Here is a 16,514-nt window from a genome sequence, read left to right on the forward strand (position 1 = left end):
CATCCGGGGGGCTGGATTAATTTATATTTCGACCATAATATGCGTAAAAAATTATGTCCATAATTTTTTGCCCCCTAGTCACCCCGGAGCCCGCCATGCACCCTCTCCCCTTGCGTCTTGTCACGCCCCTGGCGCTGTTGATCGTCCTCAATGGCTGCAACAGCAAGGCCGATACCGCCGCTGAAGTGCCCCAGCCACGCCCGGTCCTCGCCGCCAAAGTCGAAGCCGCCGGCACCCAGCAAAGCGCCTACACCGGCGTGGTCGCGGCGCGCACCGAAAGCGACCTGGGGTTCCGGGTCAGCGGCAAGGTCATCGAGCGTAAAGTCGACCCCGGCCAGCACGTGTCCCGTGGCGACACCCTGCTGGTGCTGGACATCGGCGACTTCGAACTGGCCCTGCGCTCGGCGAAGAACCGCGTCAACGCCGCCCAGGCGCAACTGCGCCAGCGCCGCGACGACGAAAACCGTTACCAACGCCTGGCCAGTACCGGCGCGGTGTCACGGCAGATCTTCGACCAATCGGCGACCAACCTGCGCGTCGCCGAAGCCGAGCTCGCCGCCGCACAATCCGACGCCAGCCAGATCGAAAACCGCCGCACCTATTCCGTCCTCAAGGCCGACGGCGACGGCATCATCACCGACGTGCGGGCGGACCGTGGCCAGGTGGTCGCCGAAGGGCAGATCGTTGCGCGCCTGGCCCATGACGGCGCCCGCGAAGCCATCGTCAACCTGCCGGAAAACCAGCGCGACCAGGCCGCGCAAAAAGCCTTGGCCTTCCCCTTCGGCGCCCCGGACCAGGCGGTGATCGCCACCCTGCGGGAACTGTCCGCCAGCGCCGACCCGACCACCCGCACCTACCGCGCCCGCTACGTATTGCACGGCGCCGTCGACCGGTTCGCCCTCGGCTCCACCATCACCGTGCGCCTGCAAGGCAACGGCCAGGCGCCGCAAACCCGCGTGCCCATCGGCGCACTGCAGGACTCAGGACAAGGCACCGGCGTCTGGCTGATCGGCGCAGACGACAAGGTCAGCTTCGCCCCGGTGAACGTCGCCAGCCTCGGCCAGGAAGAGGCCCTGCTCGACAGCGGCGTTACGCCCGGACAGCTCATCGTTGCCCTCGGCGCGCACCTGCTGCACAGCGGTGACGCCGTGCGTCTCTTGCCCGCCCAAGTGCTGGCCCTCAACCGCAAACAGGAAAACTGAGCATGCGCGGTATCAACCTCTCGGAACTGGCGGTCAAGCATCGCGCGGTCACGTTGTTCCTGATCATTGCGATCCTCGCCGCCGGGATCTTCTCGTTCGGCAAGCTGGGGCGCGCCGAAGACCCGTTATTCACGGTCAAGGTGATGACCATCACCGCCGCCTGGCCGGGCGCGACCGCCCAGGAAATGCAGGAGCAGGTGGCCGACCGCCTGGAAAAACGCCTGCAGGAGCTGGACTACTACGACCGCGTGGAGACCATCGCCCAGCCGGGCTTCGTGTCGATGCGCATGACCTACAAGGAGTCCACGCGCCCCAGCGAGGTCCAGGAGCTGTTCTACCAGACCCGCAAGAAACTCAGCGATGAAGCCGCCAGGTTGCCCAGCGGCGTGATCGGCCCCTTCTTCAACGATGAGTATTCCGATGTGTACTTTGCGTTGTACGCCTTGGAAGCCGAGCACTTGCCCCACCGCCAACAGGTGCAGATGGCCGAAGACCTGCGCCAGGGTTTCCTCAACCTGCCGGGGGTGAAGAAGGTCAATATCCTCGGTGAGCAGGCGCAGCGGATCTTTGTCGAGTTTTCCTATGAGCGCCTGGCAACGCTGGGTATCAAGCCGGACCAGATCTTTGCCGCCCTCGCCGCCCAGAACGCCGTGGCGCCGTCGGGGTTTGTCGAGACGGCCGGCGCCCGCGCCTACATTCGCATCGACGGCGCGTTCGACAGCCTGGCGCTGATTGAAAACGTGCCCCTGCAAGTCAACGGCCGTCTATTGCGCATCGCCGATGTGGCCAGCGTCAGCCGAGGCTATGAAGACCCGCCCAGCTACCGTATCCGCCATCAGGGCGACCCGGCGTTGATGCTCGGCGTGATCATGGAGAAACACTGGAACGGCCTCGACCTGGACAAGAGCCTCAAGGCCCAGGAAGCCAAGATCCAGGCCGACCTACCGCTGGGCGTGAATTTCGCCAAGGTCTCCGACCAGGCGAAAAACATCAGCCTGGCGGTGAACGAGTTCATGCTGAAATTCTTCGTCGCCCTGGCGGTGGTGATGGTGATCAGCCTGTTGGCCCTGGGCTTTCGCGTCGGGCTGGTGGTGGCGGCCGCGGTGCCGCTGACCTTGTCGGTGGTGTTTGTGATCATGCTGCTCACCGGGCGTGAATTCGACCGCATTACCCTGGGCGCGCTGATCATTTCCCTGGGGCTGCTGGTGGATGACGCAATCATCGCCATCGAAATGATGGTGGTGAAGCTTGAGGAAGGCTTCGACCGGATTCACGCGGCGACCTTTGCCTGGAGCTCCACGGCAGCGCCAATGTTGACCGGCACCTTAGTGACCATTATTGGCTTCCTGCCGGTAGGCTTCGCGCGTTCCGGTGCGGGGGAATACGCCGGCAATATCTTCTGGATCGTCGGGTTTGCACTGATTGCTTCATGGTTGGTGGCGGTGGTGTTCACGCCGTACCTGGGCGTGAAGCTGCTGCCACAGATCAAGCCGGTGCCCGGCGGCCATGATGCGATTTACGCCGGGCGCTATTACCAGAAACTGCGCAGTTTGGTGCAAGCCTGCGTGCAGCGGCGCTGGCTGGTGACCGGGTTGGTCGTCGGCGCATTTGTGTTGTGCGTGGCAGGCATGGGTGTGGTGAAGAAGCAGTTCTTCCCCAACTCCGACCGTTCCGAGCTGATTCTTGAGGTGTATATGCCGCCGGGCAGCGCCTTCAAAAGTACCGAAGCGGTGGCTGCGCAACTGGAAAAGGCGCTGCTGCAAGAGCCGCAAACGACCCTGGTCGACACCTATGTGGGCGGCGGTGCACCGCGCTTTTTCCTGTCGCTGAACCCCGAAATGCCGGACCCGGCGTTCGCCAAACTGATCGTCCAAACCCCGGACTCCCATGCCCGCGACGCGCTGAAAGTACGCATGCGTGAACGCATCGCCGCCGGTGAGTTTCCCTCGGCACGGGTGCGCGTGACGCAACTGCTGTTCGGCCCGCCCGTGCCGTTCCCGGTGGTGTTCCGTGTTTCCGGCCCGAATGTGGACGTCGTTCGCGGTCTGTCCGAGGACGTGCGCAAGGTCGTCGCCGCCAACACACTGACCAAGGACGCCTTCCTTGATTGGGGCGAGCGCACCAGCGGTTATCGCCTGGTACTGGATCAAGACCGTCTGCGCCTGCTGGGCTTCACCCCCAACGAGGTGAAATCCCAGCTCAACGCCTTGCTCAGCGGCAACCCGATCACCGAAGTGCGTGAAGGCAACCGCACTGTGTCGGTGGTCGCGCGCGCCCAGGGCAACCAACGCGAGGACCTCGGCAACCTCAACAACATGACCCTCACCAACAGCGCCGGCACCTCGGTGCCGCTGGCCCAGGTCGGGCATTTCCAGGCGGTGATGGAGGAACCGATCCTCAAGCGCCGCAACCGCGCGACCACCGTCGAAGTGCGCGCCGACATCATCGACGGCGTGCAACCGCCCGACGTGGAAATGGCCGTGTACAAAGACCTGCAGCCGCTGATCGCCAAGCTGCCTACCGGGTACCAGATCGACATCGGCGGCCCGGTGGAAGAAAGCGCCAAGGCCAACGTCGCCCTGGCCGCGCTGTTCCCGATCATGATCCTGCTGACCCTCACGGTGATCATGTTCCAGGTGCGCTCGTTCGGTGTGATGTTCATGGTCTTCGCCACTGCACCACTGGGTTTGATTGGCGCGGTGCCGACCTTGCTGCTGTTCAACCAGCCGTTCGGCTTCAACGCGATTCTGGGTTTGATCGGGATTGGCGGGATTCTGATGCGCAACACGCTGATCTTTACCGACCAGATTCGCCAGAACCAGGACCACGGCATGCCGATTCGCGAGGCGATTATTGAAGCCACGGTGCGACGCGCACGGCCAGTGATCCTGACCGCGTTGGCGGCGGCGCTGGCGTTTATTCCGCTGACGTTGTCGGTGTTCTGGTCGTCCCTGGCCTATGTGCTGATTGGCGGAGTGCTGGTGGGCACGGTGTTGACGCTGTTGTTCTTGCCGGCGCTGTGCAGTCTGGTGCTGGGGCGGGAGAAGACGAAAGTTGTCGAAACTTCCCACGTAACGGCCGGATAAGCTCTACTCCCTTCCCCTGAGAAGGTCCGCAAAGTCCCTCGCCTGATTACACAGTGCGAGGGATTGCAGATGGATTTTCTTGTTGTTGGAGCTGTTTCTTGACCCCGGCCATTGGCAGGCTGGCCCTGACCCCAATGGATGTGAAGACGGTCGATGTCGAGAGCGTCTTTCGCGACTTCCGGGAGTGCCTGAATACCTTTGATGACTGGGCTTCGAGCTTTTGGAGCTTTTCGGCGCTGGATGTCGAGCAAGTCTTCAAGGTCGGGGATGAAGTGGCGCTGGTCGCGCCGATCAACCGCTCTCTTTACCCAAGCAGCACCGTCGCTACGTGCCAGGCCAATGGCAAATTGACCCTGGTGCATATATTCCAGAGCGCTCAGTACATCTCCCAGACCGAACTGGATGAACTGCTGAAACTCGGTAAAAACTCGATTGCCCACGGCCTGCTGGTGCTCAGCGATGAGCCGCTGATGTTTATTTATTTGTCGGCGATATCCAGTTGGATACGGATGTTGAGCAGACGATGCTGAAATGCCCTTTTATGAACACTCCATACGTCCCTAATATCTCTCATATATTAGGTGCATTATCGATACACGACCTTGAGGAAACAATTGGAAAAGAGCTATGGAAGTACGACCCCAACAACCAAAAAGATAGGGAAAAAATCATAGTTTCTTTCATCCTGAAAGACCTTATGTACCTTTCCTACAGGCGTCGTTTTATATTGATCTCTGCTCTCAGAGATGCACTAGACAATTCCGAATTTGATTTTTCGAAAGAATTTGAAAACGATTACGACGAATACATAACCATGGCCTGGAACGAAACAGAAATAGCCGCCCCCCCGAGGTTTCTTCGCCGACATCTATAGACTCGCCAACGAGGTCTGGAAAGATGACCTCCAAAAAGCCAGCCTCGAAGACCCGTCAACTTGGTAACACCAACGCCCTCCAGAACAGCACCGCCCCCACTGTGGCGAGCGAGCTTGCTCGCGTTGGGCCGCGAAGCGGCCCCAGTGCAGGCAGTGGGTACTTTCAGGTAAATCGGCATTGGCTGTTTTGGGGCTGCTGCGCAACCCAGCGCAGGGCAAGCCTGCTCACCACAGAAGCGTGTTCACCACACGAACCTGCTCACCCCAAAAAGTACCCACTCACCCTGGATGAGGTGCTCACCCAAACCCGCCGGATGAGCCCCCCGCCCCAATCACCGCTTCGAAAGCTCCATAATCATGCGGCTAAGCAAATAAACCCGCGGCACCACACTCTCCACCTCCGCATACTCCTCCGGGGTATGAATATTCCCCCCGACAATCCCGAACCCATCCAACGTCGGTGTTCCTACCCCAGCTGACAAACTCGCGTCCGCCGCCCCGCCGCTGCCTTCAATCGTCAGTTTCTTGCCCAGTTCCCCATAAATCCCCTGGGCAATCGCCACCAACTTGTCCGACTCCGCCGTCTGCGGCATGGGCGGCAAGCCACGTTTCAAGCTGGTGGTGACTTCAGTGTCCGGGATCAGCTTATTCGCCGACACCCGCACCAAATCCTTCTCGATGCGATCAAATTCTTCCGGCAACGCCGCGCGTACATCCGCCTTGGCCGTGGCCTGGTCGGGGATGACGTTGGTGCGGTCGCCGGCCTTGAGCACAGTAAAGTTGATGGTGGTTTTCTTCTCTTCATCCCCCAGCTTGCCGAGTTGCAGGATCTGGTGCGCAACCTCCATCGCCGCGTTGCGGCCAAGTTCCGGGGCGACACCGGCGTGGGCGGCTTTGCCTTTGACTTCGACCACGGCGGTGGCGCTGCCTTTGCGCCACACCACCAGGCCGTCGGCGGGGCGGCCGGGTTCGAGGTTGAGGGTGACGTCGTGGGCCTTGGCGGTGTTGCGGATCAGCTCGGAGGCCGCATCGGAGCCGGTTTCTTCGCTGGCGTCGAGCAGGAAGGTAATTTGCGCGTAGTCCTTGAAGCCCTGGTCCTTGAGGACTTTGAGCGCGTAGATGCCGGCGACGATGCCGCCCTTGTCATCCATCACGCCGGGGCCATAGGCGCGGCCGTCCTTGATGTGGAACGGGCGCTCGGCCGCCGAGCCTTCCTTGAAGACGGTGTCCATGTGGGCCATCAGCAGGATCTTGGCCTTGCCGGTGCCTTTGAGGGTGGCAACCACGTGGCTGTTGTTGGCCGCTTTATCCGGCACCTGTTCAATAGCAAAGCCCAGCTGTTTCAGCTCGTCCACGGCGATATCGCGCACTTGCGTCAGGCCCGGCTCATACCCCGAACCCGAGTCGATATTCACCAGGCGTTCCAACAGCTTCAACGCCTCGGCCTTGTACTGTTCGGCATGTGCCTGGATCTGTTTGTGGGGTTCGGCACTGTAGGCCGGCACGGCGAAGGACACGGCCAGGGTGGCGGCCAGGAGGGTACGCGAGAAGTTGAAGAGCATGAACCGATCCTTGATTGTTGTTGGAGGGTGCCGTGACACCCTACCCCACTAGACCGATCGCAACCAACTCCCCTGCACGGAACTCACGCGGTTTCGCCCACTGCTCTTGGCTTCGTACAACGCTTGGTCGGCATCATTCAACCAGTGTGTCGAATCCGCATGGCTCGGTTGATACGGCGCCAGGCCGATGCTCAAGCTCGCGCGCAACGTCGGGTCCTGGGCGTAGGCCAAGGCGTTGAAGCGGTCGCGCAGCGCATCCATCACTTCGGTGGCGCGGTTGAGAGGCATGCCCGGCAGGATCACACAGAACTCGTCGCCACCGTAACGCCCGGCGAGGTCGGTGGCGCGCAGGTTCTGGCGCAGGACTTTACTGAGTTGGCGCAGGACGATATCGCCGGTGACATGGCCGTAGGTGTCGTTGATGATCTTGAAGTGATCAATGTCGATCAAGGCAATGGCGGCGCCGGCGCAGCCCCGGCGGCAGCGCTGGAATTCAAGCTCAAGGTGGTCTTTCCAGGCGCCGTGGTTGAGCAGTCCGGACAGGCTGTCGGTGCGGCTCAACGCCAATAGCTCGCGCTTGTGTCGCGCCAGCGTCACCGCCTGGCGGTAGCAGATCCAACCCAATGCCAGCGGATACACCATCAGGATTGGCAGGCAGGCGTAAAGCTGAGCTTGGGTGGTCACGGCGATAAAGGCCGGGGCGAACAACAGCCACGAGGTGCCGATACCCAGCGCCTGCGCCACCCACCCGGCCAGCATGAAACGGGGGCCGCCAATGGCCACGTTGTTCATGGTCATCATCGACAAGGTGGTCACACTGGGCAACGGGTTGAAGTGCATGGCACCGACCCAGAACCCACCGCAAAAGGAATCAAACAGCAGGTTGCGCCGTTCGCTGCGCAGTGCGTTGGTGGTGCGCACGCTCAGTTGAAAAGCCAGGTGCGGCCAGACAAACGCGTTGATCAGCATCCACGCCCACACCCACCCGGCAGGGTCCAGGGGATACATCCCGAACACCACGCACACTAACCCGAGCGTCAGCCCAAGCAGGCGGGATCTGTACAGCCGTGAAGCGAGCGGAAGTCCGGTTCCTTCTGCAGCTGACATGGTGAGATGAAATCCTGAGTGAATGCCAGGAGTCTATCAGGGCACCGGCAATTAGCCACTACCACTGATAAGCTCGGCGTCGTCAGTGGGCAAAGCCCCGCGCCAGCATCAGCGCCACGCCCAGCAGCAGCACCGCCGTGATGCGCTGCAACACCACACGCCGCTTGGGGTCTTCCAGCACATGCTTGATGCGCTGGCCGAAGTAGCAATACAGGCAGCCGCTGGCGAATTGCAGCAGCAGGAACGTCAGCCCGAGGATCGCGATATCCAGCGTCGAACGGTGCTCACCGGTCCCGGCAAACTGGGGGAATACCGCGCTGAACATGATGAGGGTCTTGGGGTTGGAAAACCCGGTCAGCAACCCTTTGCCAAACAGGTTGCGCGCAGCTTCCACGTGACCGATCCGGTCGATCACCACGCCGCTGCTGGTCCACTGTTTGTAGGCGAGGTGAAGGATATACGCCACGCCCACCACCTGGATTGCCTGCGTGATGACAGGGTAGCCCTTGACCAGCTCGGAAAAGCCCACGGCAAAGATCAGGATCGATATCAGGTACGCCACACTCGCGCCGATCTGCGCCGGGATCGAATGGCGCAGGCCGTCGCGCAGGCCCAGGCTCAACAGCATCAGGGTCATGGGGCCGGGGCTGAACGTCATGGTTGCGCAAAACAGCAGGAAGTACAGAAACGAAGAAAGGGTTAACGCACTTGTCATGGCCGGGGACCTGGAGAAGAGAGCCTGCAGTCTAGGCAGTTGCCCTTGCACAAGGCAGGTAAAGTGAGGCCTAATCCGCCCGAACTTCACCGGTAAAATTACCAGTAAAGATAAGGAAGTCGCATGTTCGTATCGGCCATTGCCTTTGTCGAGGGCACCCCCAAGGTGCAACAGATCGTCGAGGCATTCAGCCGGGCCATCGAAAACGGCGAATGGGCTGCCGGCAGCAAGTTGCCCTCGGTGCGCGAACTGACCCAGACCCTGGGCGTGAGCAAGTTCACCCTCAACGAAGCCCTCGACCGCCTGCGCGGGCGCAATCTGCTCACGTCCAGCCAAGGCCGTGGTTATTTCGTGACCGTGGACCGCGTCCATACGGCCACGACAAACTGGGTTGATTTGCTGCCTCAGGACCTGCTCAGCGTATTGCGCCGCCCCCTCGCAACGGTCTACGGCGAACTGCGCCCCGGCGGCGGCCACTTGCCCGAGGCGTGGCTGGACAGCGACGCCATTCGTCAAGCCATGCGCAGCGTGGTGCGTGCGCCGTCGTTGCGCATCGCCGGGCTCGGCACGCCGGCCGGGCTGCTACCGTTGCGCCAAGCGCTGCAACAGAAGCTGCACGGTGAAGGCCTGTCGGTGCCGGTGGACCAGATCATCACCACGCCAAATACCGTGCAAGGCCTGGACATGCTCATGCGCTTGCTGGCACGGCCCGGCGACACCGTGCTGCTGGATGCGCCGTGCTACTTTAACTTCCACGCCAACCTGGCGCTGCACGGGGTCAAGGTGGTAACGATCCAACGCCGGCCCGATGGTTTTGACTTCAATGCCCTCGAACAGCTTTTGGCTGAGCACCGCCCCAGCCTGTACCTCACCACCGGCATACTGCACAACCCCACCGGCCATTCCTTCAGCCCCGGCCAGGCATTTCGCCTGCTGCAACTGACCCAGCAATACGCTTGCCATATCGTCGAGGATGACCTCTACGGCGACCTGCACCCCACCCCACCGCCGCGCCTGGCCGCGCTCGCCGGCCTGGACCAGGTCACCTACCTGTCGGGTTTTTCCAAGACCCTCAGCGCCAACGCCCGCGTCAGCTTCGTGGTCGCCGCACCGCAACTGGCGGCCAACCTGACCAATATGAAGCTGATGAGCGGCGGCGTGACCTCCGAGCTGTTCGAGCAGATCGTGTACCGCATGCTCAGCGAAGGCAGCTACGCCAAGCACCGCAAGCGCATGGTGCAGCGCTTGATGGAGGCCGGTGGACGGGTCGAACAATGGCTTAAGCGTTGCGGCTGCGAACTGCCCATGGGTTATGAGGGCGGAATGTTCATCTGGGCGCGCCTGCCGCCCGGAATCAACGGCGAGCTTCTGGCCCAGGCGGCCTTGAAACACGGCATGGTGCTGGCGCCCGGTGCGCTGTTCGGCTATGACGCGGCGCACCGCGACTCGATGCGTTTTAATGTGGCCCACAGTGATGAGCCGCAGGTGCAACAGGTATTCGAAGCGCTGTTGCTCAGGGCTTCCCATGGCCCTTGAGCCTGCCGTAACCGACCAGCCACAACTCGCGCATCCCTGCGTGTGCCCGATTTTGCTTCGTCATGTATCTCCGTTATAGCCGGATACACTGCAATACAAAGGGCACAAGGCAAGGCCGTCGCCAGTGGCTAGACTGCGCTCCACTGAGTATTTAACGAGGCAGGCAGCATGGATCATGTCGATCACATCCTGATCGTCGATGACGACCGGGAGATCCGCGAGCTGGTAGGCAACTACCTGAAGAAAAACGGTATGCGCACCACCGTGGTCGCCGACGGCCGCCAGATGCGCAGTTTCCTCGACACGACACCGGTAGACCTCATCGTGCTGGACATCATGATGCCTGGCGACGACGGTTTGCAGCTGTGCCGCGAGCTGCGGGTGGGCAAGCACAAGGCCACGCCGGTGCTGATGCTCACTGCGCGCAACGATGAAACCGACCGCATCATCGGCCTGGAAATGGGCGCCGACGACTACCTGGTCAAACCCTTCGCGGCCCGTGAACTGTTAGCGCGCATCAACGCCGTGTTACGCCGCACACGCATGTTGCCGCCGAACCTGGTGGTCAGCGAGACCGGACGCCTGATCCGGTTTGGTCGCTGGCGACTGGACACCACCGCGCGCCATCTGCTCGACGCAGACGGCACCCTGGTGGCCCTGAGCGGCGCCGAATACCGCCTGCTGCGGGTGTTCCTCGACCACCCCCATCGCGTGCTCAATCGCGACCAGTTGCTCAACCTGACCCAAGGCCGCGACGCCGATCTGTTTGACCGTTCCATCGACCTGCTGGTGAGCCGCCTGCGCCAACGCCTGCTGGATGACGCCCGTGAGCCGGCCTGTATCAAGACCGTGCGCAGTGAGGGCTATGTGTTCTCCTTGCCGGTGGAAATCCTCGGGGCCGATCAATGACGCCACGGTTTATGAGGCTGCGCTTGGGCTGGCCGCGCACGTTGGCGTCGCAGTTGTCACTGATCTTCTTGATCAGCCTGGTGTGCGCCCATGGGTTGTCGTTCAGTGCGCAGTTCTACGAGCGCTATATCAGTGCGCGCACCGCTATGTTGGGCAACCTGGAAAACGATGTCTCCACCTCAGTCGCCATCCTCGACCGTCTACCCGCCAACGAACGCGCCAGCTGGCTGCCGCGCCTCGACCGGCAGAATTACCGGTACCTGCTCAATGCCGGCGAAACCGGCGAGCCGATGCGCACCGACGATATGCCCATGGCCGCCACCTCGATTGCGGACGCGCTGGGCGAACACTACGCGCTGACCTTCCGTGACCTACCCGGCCTGCAAAAGCATTTCCAGGCGCACCTGACCCTGGCCGATGGCAGCCCGATCACCCTTGACGTGCGTCCTGCGGCTGTGCCCGTCGCCTACTGGCTGCCCGTGGTGCTGGTGCTCCAGCTTGCGCTGCTGCTGGGCTGCACGTGGTTCGCCGTGCGCCTGGCCATCCGCCCCCTGACCCGTTTGGCGCGGGCGGTAGAGACCCTCGACCCGAACGCCCACCCCACTGCGCTGGACGAAACCGGCCCGACGGAAGTCGCGCATGCCGCCGCCGCGTTCAATGCAATGCAACAGCGCATCGCCGAATACCTCAAGGAACGCATGCAGATTCTCGCGGCGATTTCCCATGACCTGCAAACCCCGATAACCCGCATGAAATTGCGTGCCGAATTCATGGAAGACTCCGCCGACCGCGACAAACTCTGGAGCGACCTCGGCGAAATGGAACATTTGGTGCGCGAAGGCGTGGCCTATGCGCGCAGCGTTCATGGCGCCAGCGAAGCCAGCCACCGAATCAACCTCGATGCGTTTCTCGACAGCCTGGTGTTTGACTATCAGGACATGCACAAGCAGGTGAGCCTGTCCGGCAAAAGCGCGGTGGTACTCGACACTCGCCCCCACGCCTTGCGCCGGGTGCTGGTGAACCTGATGGACAACGCCCTGAAGTTCGCAGGCAGTGCGGAGCTGGTAGTGGGCTCGACGACAAGCGGGGAATTGTCGATCAAGGTGCTGGATCGCGGACCGGGGATTGCCGAGGACGAACTGGTGCAGGTGATGCAGCCGTTTTACCGGGTGGAAAGCTCTCGCAATCGCGGCACCGGTGGTACGGGCCTGGGGCTGGCGATTGCGCAGCAACTGACCAACGCCATAGGCGGGTCGTTGACCTTGAGCAATCGTTCAGGAGGTGGATTATGTGCCGAGATTCGCCTTGGGTTTTAAGCCGTGGGGAACTTGAGCTGCTCAGGTGCGCGTCCGCGTGTGGATGCTGAGTTAGACGCTACAGCCTGAGAGTTTGAAAGGGGCGCATTGAGCCCCCCTCATTATTGATAACATTTAACCGTCCGCCGTCGCTAACCCATTGACCTAAAATATTTATCGCACACTAAAAACTGCACTAGCATATGTGCAACACCGTACAAAGTTCCCCACAACACCCCCCTCTCCCCTCGCTCCGCCCCCTGCAAATAAAGTGGCGAATGTTAAAATTTGTCACGTTTTAGCGGAATCAATTCGATTAGTATCTAAACGCTGGCAGCGAATGAACTGACGGCCTTGCATGCCGGAAAAGGGAGTAGGTGATGCATTTTTCCAACGTCCTCGCTATTGCACGGACTCAATCGAAATCGGAGGACTTTCGGGAGTTTATAGTTCGCACTGTAACGGATGATTTGAAAGTCGATACACGTTACTACGAACAACTCATTGACACCCAGGAAAGTCACGGGAATTACCGCGCAATCATCATAGAAATTGACACACCCTCGGCCAGTAGCCAGACACTGGACATAATAAGAAAGACCAGAAACAACAATCCCGGCTGCACCATATTTGTCGTTGTCACCTTTGCCTCAACCCTGAGCAAAACAAAATACTACCTGGCAGGCGCGGATTACTGCATCAAGGTGGTCGACACCCCTCCTGAGAAAAAATTGAGCCTGTTTGATGCATTCCTCAGCGAGAGTGCACGACTGAATCAGTGTGGCTTGGTACTCGATCAAGACCGCATGTGCATTTATGGCGACGGCAAAAAACTGGAAATATCCTTTGTTGAAATGAGTGTATTGGAAGCCCTTATCCAACGGCGACTGCTCAGTCACAACGAGATCGCCGCCGTCATGGGTTTGAATACCAAATACTACGACTCCAGAGCGATGGAAAAGTCTATCAGCCGACTGCGCAGTAAAATCAAGGCGCACTACGGTGAAAACATCATCCAGAATATTCGCGGTTATGGGTACAAACTAAGCCGGGGTCTTATATGCACCGGCCATTTCCAATCCGCCAAGGAGCGGTCGAATCGTGAATAGCGAGAAAATCCCCCCTGCCCACTCGATTGACTTCAACATTGTCAGGCAGGCTATCGTTGATCGCAGCCATGCACTCTGGGGCAGTGAAATCCGCATAGCGTGGCCGCACAATCGCGCGTTACCTGAAACTGCCTATAAGGAAGCGCTACACCGTATAGATGTACGGCGCAGCGTCTCCCCTCCTTCGCGCAGTCATAAGTTCCTGCACATTGACCAAGCCGCTTTAATGAACGCAGACCTGCACAAACAAATTGTTCAGACTGCCCAAGCACTGGAGAAGCACAGCCACCCTTTGACCCTCTGCATCGACAACCCTCTGGATGCCCTGCCCAGCCCGGTTGAACGCAGGGCCATGGTGCGCCAGTTATATAAATTGAAAGACCAATGCGGCATCACCCTCGCCTACAACAATTACAGACTTGATACAAAGCAGGCCGACCTGCTGATCGATCTCGAACTCTACAACTACATAAAAATGCCCTTCCCGGATTCCGCCCTGCGGCTGAGCCTGAATACACGCTCCGACCTGTTCGATCGGCTCTACGACCGCATGCTGGCACTGATCAATACGGCGCGAGTGTGCTTTATTGCCGACACTGTCGAGTTTGCCGACAGCGCGCTGCTGGCTAAACACCTGCCTTTCGAATACTTTCAGGGCGGTTATTACTCCCCTGCTGACTGCCTATAACAACTGCGCCTTCCTACTCTCGGTGGACACTATGAGCTCCCTCAAGAAATACGCCTTCACGCCCACACTTCCTGCTATCGCACTGCACGACTTCACCCCCAATGCCGAGTTGTTCCACTACGATGTAAACGCAGCGGCGACAAGCCACGCAGACGCTGAACACCTGTTATTCAACCCACGGTCTGCCAGCCCCAATGCCACCCCGCGCCTGAATACCTACGTCATTACCCATACCCGCATCTTACCCTCACACCCTTTTAACGCTGTGAGACAAGAATCCAGAATGCCCCTGCCAAAGGATCATGACAGCGCGCCGAATAACCATACTCCCCCTCCGGAAATAAACCCGGAGAGCACTCAGCAGTACCCACAGGATTTCTGGCTGCTGACCCAACATGATCGCACCCTGGTCAAGGGCGGCCTGCGTATTTCATTGACCACCATTGAATCCGCGCTGATTAAAAAAATGCTCCACCATGAAGAACGCGTGGTCAGCAAAGAAGAGCTCATCCGTAATATAGGCCGCGAACCCGAGTTATATCGCGGGTTGGAAATGTGCCTGAGCCGACTGCAGGAAAAGTTCAAGCGCGCCAACGACGGTGAGCGTTTGTTTCGCGCCGTGAGAAACCGTGGTTATTGCCTGACGCAAAAAATCAAGAAGCCGCTCGAGCTGGCTCAGTCACGCCGTTAAACATATAAAAATAACGATCACTTTATCACTCACCCTGCCTATCAACACACGCTTATACCTGTCCTTTTATAACACTCCCTGCTGATCACATTACGCCGACCTTGTTATAAGTCGTCAGCCAATGCCCCCTGCCCTTCATTACTATCCATGGGTACGCGCCTGCGCGTGCCTGTTGTTTTAGTGCGGTATTGCGCCGCGTGATCAAGCCCTGCCACCACGTGTGTGGTCACCACCGGGAGCAGAACTATGCTGAATAATACTAGAATGCATCGCCACCTGACCCCTAAGGGTTTGACGTTCTGGGGCCAATGGACGCTCGCATCAGGCTTAGTTGTAACACTGTTGTTTATGTTGGTGTCTTTGAAGACCGGCCAACTTGATTATAACTATCGGATCCTGGCGGCCTTCACCCTACTGGCGTCGCTACCGGCTTATACCTTCTGTGATGTCTACAGCAAGAAAGATGACTATGGCGTGGGCCTTGGGCGACTGTTCATGGGTTGGTTACTTACCGTGGGTATCGTGTTCGCGGTGGGTGTTGCCTGCAATGCCAGTTCATTGTTTCCCCTGGAGATTCTGCTGTTGTGGGGCACTGTCAGTTACCCACTGTTGGCGCTGTGCTATATCCCCTTGCACAGCCTGTCGCGGTATTACCATCGGCAACTTTACCAACGGCACAAGTCATTGATCGTGGGCACCGGCAAACTCGCGGTCGACCTTGCTAACACCTTGTCTCGCCAGAAACACTCGCCGTTGGTGGGTCTGGTCGGCAGCCACACCGAGGCAGCCCAGGACGCACACCCACAGATACTCGGCGAGCTGCCGCAATTGCCGCACCTGATCCGGCAACACGGTATTCGCCGGCTCTACATCACTCACTCATTGCAGGACGCGACCCACATCGAGGCGCTCTACCTCAACCTGCTGGAGATCAGCGTGGATGTGATCTGGGTGCCCGACCTCAACAACATGCTGCTGCTCAATCATTGCGTGGCCGAAGTCGATGGTCTGCCGGCGATCTTCCTCAATGAAAGCCCGCTGACCAGCCGCCCCACTGCGGCCCTGAGCAAGTCGTTGCTGGACAAGAGCCTGGCCTTGCTGGCGATCCTGGTGTTGAGCCCGTTATTGCTGCTGTTTGCGCTGTTGATCAAGCTCACCTCCCCCGGCCCGGTGATTTTCAAGCAGGACCGCCATGGCTGGAATGGCCAGGTGATCAAGGTGTGGAAGTTCCGCTCGATGCGCGTGCATGACGATCACGAGGTGCGCCAGGCCAGCCGCAACGACTCACGCATCACCCCGGTCGGCCGGTTTATCCGCCGTACCTCCATCGATGAATTGCCGCAGCTGTTCAACGTGCTGCAAGGCAATATGGCCCTGGTCGGCCCCCGTCCCCACGCGATTGCCCACAATGACTTCTACTCGGGGAAGATTCACGCCTACATGGCGCGTCATCGCATCAAGCCCGGCATCACCGGCCTGGCGCAGGTCAGTGGCTGCCGGGGTGAGACCGAGACCCTGGAGAAGATGCAGCGGCGCGTGGATATCGACCTGCGTTACATCAATACCTGGTCGCTGTGGCTGGACATCAAGATTCTGCTGAAGACGCCGTTTACGCTCTTATCCAAGGATATCTACTGAGCGCTGGAGCTTGTCGAATCGTCCGGTTGGACTGCGCAGCAGTCCTATTTTAGGGCCGCTTCGCGGCCCAACGGGACGGTGCGACGATTCGACAAGCTCCCT

13 protein-coding genes and 1 pseudogene are annotated in these 16,514 nt (G+C 59.8%); 11 read left to right on the forward strand and 3 right to left on the reverse strand.

Annotated features, from left to right (window positions below; all coding sequences use genetic code 11):
• Positions 1-95 precede the first annotated feature (95 nt).
• From K7431_RS04235 to K7431_RS04250, 4 genes and pseudogenes are all read left to right on the forward strand, one after another.
• Entirely contained in the window at positions 96-1,202 is a 1,107-nt protein-coding gene (locus K7431_RS04235) for an efflux RND transporter periplasmic adaptor subunit (protein ID WP_012724793.1), read from the forward strand.
• A gap of 2 nt (positions 1,203-1,204) precedes the next feature.
• Positions 1,205-4,288: an efflux RND transporter permease subunit gene (locus tag K7431_RS04240; protein WP_012724794.1), complete on the forward strand. Its 3,084-nt coding sequence runs from the start codon at positions 1,205-1,207 to the stop codon at positions 4,286-4,288.
• Positions 4,289-4,422: 134 nt separating this feature from the next.
• Positions 4,423-4,803, forward strand: a pseudogene (locus K7431_RS04245) (hypothetical protein); the annotation flags it as partial.
• Positions 4,804-4,829: 26 nt separating this feature from the next.
• Positions 4,830-5,162 (forward strand): hypothetical protein, encoded by a 333-nt coding sequence (locus K7431_RS04250; RefSeq protein ID WP_224265926.1) that lies wholly within the window; start codon positions 4,830-4,832, stop codon positions 5,160-5,162.
• A 332-nt stretch (positions 5,163-5,494) separates the two neighbouring features.
• On the opposite strand, the gene K7431_RS04255 is transcribed toward K7431_RS04250, so the two are convergent.
• The 3 genes from K7431_RS04255 to K7431_RS04265 form a co-directional block, all read right to left on the reverse strand.
• Positions 5,495-6,724 (reverse strand): M20/M25/M40 family metallo-hydrolase, encoded by a 1,230-nt coding sequence (locus K7431_RS04255; RefSeq protein ID WP_043205493.1) that lies wholly within the window; start codon positions 6,722-6,724, stop codon positions 5,495-5,497.
• A gap of 48 nt (positions 6,725-6,772) precedes the next feature.
• Positions 6,773-7,831, reverse strand: a complete 1,059-nt coding sequence (locus K7431_RS04260; protein WP_012724797.1) for a diguanylate cyclase — start codon at positions 7,829-7,831, stop codon at positions 6,773-6,775.
• Between the two features lie 82 nt (positions 7,832-7,913).
• Entirely contained in the window at positions 7,914-8,546 is a 633-nt protein-coding gene (locus tag K7431_RS04265; protein WP_012724798.1) for a LysE family translocator, read from the reverse strand.
• 123 nt (positions 8,547-8,669) lie between these two features.
• Here K7431_RS04265 and K7431_RS04270 point away from each other — a divergent pair, with 123 nt between their 5' ends.
• From K7431_RS04270 to K7431_RS04300, 7 genes are all read left to right on the forward strand, one after another.
• Positions 8,670-10,082: an aminotransferase-like domain-containing protein gene (locus tag K7431_RS04270; RefSeq protein ID WP_012724799.1), complete on the forward strand. Its 1,413-nt coding sequence runs from the start codon at positions 8,670-8,672 to the stop codon at positions 10,080-10,082.
• A 168-nt stretch (positions 10,083-10,250) separates the two neighbouring features.
• On the forward strand, positions 10,251-10,991 hold the full coding sequence (locus tag K7431_RS04275) for a response regulator (RefSeq protein WP_012724800.1): 741 nt from the start codon (positions 10,251-10,253) through the stop codon (positions 10,989-10,991).
• An 11-nt stretch (positions 10,992-11,002) separates the two neighbouring features.
• Positions 11,003-12,307, forward strand: a complete 1,305-nt coding sequence (locus K7431_RS04280) for an ATP-binding protein (RefSeq protein WP_043205494.1) — start codon at positions 11,003-11,005, stop codon at positions 12,305-12,307.
• Positions 12,308-12,666: 359 nt separating this feature from the next.
• Positions 12,667-13,395 (forward strand): winged helix-turn-helix domain-containing protein, encoded by a 729-nt coding sequence (locus K7431_RS04285; RefSeq protein ID WP_043205495.1) that lies wholly within the window; start codon positions 12,667-12,669, stop codon positions 13,393-13,395.
• Positions 13,388-14,083: a hypothetical protein gene (locus tag K7431_RS04290; RefSeq protein WP_012724803.1), complete on the forward strand. Its 696-nt coding sequence runs from the start codon at positions 13,388-13,390 to the stop codon at positions 14,081-14,083. Before K7431_RS04285 ends, K7431_RS04290 begins: the two co-directional genes overlap by 8 nt.
• Positions 14,084-14,114: 31 nt before the next feature.
• On the forward strand, positions 14,115-14,774 hold the full coding sequence (locus K7431_RS04295; RefSeq protein WP_043205496.1) for a winged helix-turn-helix domain-containing protein: 660 nt from the start codon (positions 14,115-14,117) through the stop codon (positions 14,772-14,774).
• Between the two features lie 246 nt (positions 14,775-15,020).
• Entirely contained in the window at positions 15,021-16,412 is a 1,392-nt protein-coding gene (locus K7431_RS04300; protein WP_043205498.1) for an undecaprenyl-phosphate glucose phosphotransferase, read from the forward strand.
• Positions 16,413-16,514: the final 102 nt, after the last annotated feature.

This window comes from Pseudomonas fluorescens group sp., assembly GCF_020093335.1.
GTDB lineage: Bacteria > Pseudomonadota > Gammaproteobacteria > Pseudomonadales > Pseudomonadaceae > Aquipseudomonas > Aquipseudomonas petroselini.

Bases quoted from the DNA above. Each gene is read 5' to 3' on its own strand.
- K7431_RS04285 (WP_043205495.1), top strand. From the start codon at position 12,667: ATGCATTTTTCCAACGTCCTCGCTATTGCACGGACTCAATCGAAATCG.
- K7431_RS04255 (WP_043205493.1), bottom strand. From the start codon at position 6,724: ATGCTCTTCAACTTCTCGCGTACCCTCCTGGCCGCCACCCTGGCCGTG.
- K7431_RS04260 (WP_012724797.1), bottom strand. From the start codon at position 7,831: ATGTCAGCTGCAGAAGGAACCGGACTTCCGCTCGCTTCACGGCTGTAC.
- K7431_RS04270 (WP_012724799.1), top strand. From the start codon at position 8,670: ATGTTCGTATCGGCCATTGCCTTTGTCGAGGGCACCCCCAAGGTGCAA.
- K7431_RS04250 (WP_224265926.1), top strand. From the start codon at position 4,830: ATGAACACTCCATACGTCCCTAATATCTCTCATATATTAGGTGCATTA.
- K7431_RS04235 (WP_012724793.1), top strand. From the start codon at position 96: ATGCACCCTCTCCCCTTGCGTCTTGTCACGCCCCTGGCGCTGTTGATC.
- K7431_RS04295 (WP_043205496.1), top strand. From the start codon at position 14,115: ATGAGCTCCCTCAAGAAATACGCCTTCACGCCCACACTTCCTGCTATC.
- K7431_RS04265 (WP_012724798.1), bottom strand. From the start codon at position 8,546: ATGACAAGTGCGTTAACCCTTTCTTCGTTTCTGTACTTCCTGCTGTTT.
- K7431_RS04300 (WP_043205498.1), top strand. From the start codon at position 15,021: ATGCTGAATAATACTAGAATGCATCGCCACCTGACCCCTAAGGGTTTG.
- K7431_RS04240 (WP_012724794.1), top strand. From the start codon at position 1,205: ATGCGCGGTATCAACCTCTCGGAACTGGCGGTCAAGCATCGCGCGGTC.
- K7431_RS04275 (WP_012724800.1), top strand. From the start codon at position 10,251: ATGGATCATGTCGATCACATCCTGATCGTCGATGACGACCGGGAGATC.
- K7431_RS04280 (WP_043205494.1), top strand. From the start codon at position 11,003: ATGAGGCTGCGCTTGGGCTGGCCGCGCACGTTGGCGTCGCAGTTGTCA.